The sequence below is a fragment of the uncultured Cardiobacterium sp. genome (assembly GCF_938028185.1).
Classification (GTDB): Bacteria; Pseudomonadota; Gammaproteobacteria; order Cardiobacteriales; family Cardiobacteriaceae; genus Cardiobacterium.
Window position 1 is genome coordinate 1 of sequence record NZ_CALJAH010000254.1, and the last position, 1,514, is coordinate 1,514.

The 1,514-nt window shown below is 61.8% G+C and carries 2 protein-coding genes; one reads left to right on the forward strand and one right to left on the reverse strand.

What is annotated here, in order from left to right; genetic code table 11:
- Positions 1-318 (forward strand): hypothetical protein (locus Q0349_RS07335; protein ID WP_298080219.1); only part of this gene is annotated, 318 nt, incomplete at its 5' end.
- Between the two features lie 162 nt (positions 319-480).
- Here Q0349_RS07335 and Q0349_RS07340 read toward each other — a convergent pair.
- Positions 481-1,514, reverse strand: a 1,034-nt coding sequence (locus Q0349_RS07340; protein WP_298080220.1) for an NAD-binding protein, incomplete at its 5' end; no start/stop codon positions are given.

Here is a 1,514-nt window from a genome sequence, read left to right on the forward strand (position 1 = left end):
TTTCGTATTTCATTTGGGAATTGTAAATCTTCAGGATACTTTCGCAAGAGGTCTAATGGTTCGCTGTTTATCAAACCGCCGAACCTGCCCTACGACCAGCGCTTCCAGCAGGACAAAAACCTGCCCATCGAAATCAAGGTACGCCACAGCAAGCGCGAGGCGGACGTGATGAACATCGTCAGCAACCTCGCCACCTTGCCCGCGACACTCTCCGCCGACACCGTCAGCTCGGTCATCATGTCGCCCGCACTGCTCAAGGCGGGAATGAATTACTTCATGAAAAAAGAAGACGGCGACAGCGCCCCGGCCACACCATGACCATGCGCGGCGCGCAACCGCAAAAGCCCTCCGGATGGAGGGCTTTTTGTTGGGCGAGGGGCTGCGGACAGCCAACACGCAAACGTAGGTCGGCCATTCATGGCCGACATCTGCTGTTTTTCCGCCCGCTGCGCCCGGTGTGTGGCGGCGCAGCCAAAAGCGTCAGCCCTTGTGCCGCGTCACGCTGTCTTCGCGCGGTTGCCAGTCCACCGGCTCGCCGCGCAGCAGGGTCGCGATCATTTCGCGGATGATGGCGTTATTGACCTTGGCAATGGCCGCCATGCGCTCGTTGCCGAAGCGCGGCAGGTTGGGGTCGTAGGCTTCTGCCATTTGTTGGGTGGCGTAGCGGTCGCGGTGGTAGTAAAACTCGCTGATTTCTTTGGCTTTCTCTGTATCCATCCCCAGCACTTCGAGCGCGGTGCGCCCGGTGCGGATGGCGGCGTCGAAGGTTTCGCGGATGATGACGCTCGCGCCCGCCTTATAGAGTTCATAGACGTGGATGCGGTCGTAGGCGCGGGCGATGATGGGCAGGTTCGGATGCGCGCGGCGGACGTGTTCGGTGATGGCGACTGCCTGTTCGCGCTGGTCGATGGCGATTATCAGCAGTTGTGCCTTGTCGATGCCGGCGGCGGCGAGCAGCGCCGGTTGGCTGGCGTCGCCGAAGTAGCTTTTGACGCCGAAGCGCGACAGGCCTTCCACGGTTTCCACGTCGTAGTCGATGACGGTGGTGTGGTGTCCGCAGCAGAGCAGGAGGTTGTCCACCAGTTGGCCGACGCGACCGTGGCCGAGGATGATGATGGGGTTTTCTTCTTCGATGGTGTCGGCTTCGCGGCTGTGGGCGTCGCCGCTGGCGCGCGGCGCGAGCAGTTTGTCGTAGGCGATGAAGAGCAGCGGCGTCAGCAGCATGGAGAGGGCGACGACCAGCAGCAGCCGTTCGGCGGTGTCCTGCGGCAGGTCGCCGTGCTGCACGGTAAAGGAGAGGAGGACGAAGCCAAATTCGCCCGCTTGCGCCAGCGCCAGGGTAAAGAGCGGCAGGCTGGTACCGCGCAGGCGGAAAACTTTGCCGAGGGTATAAAGCACGCCCGCCTTGACCGCCATTACTGCCACGGTGAGGCTGAGGATGAGCGGAAATTCGCCAAAGAGCAGCTCAAAGTCGATGCCCGCGCCGACGGTGATGAAGAACAGGCCGAGCAGGA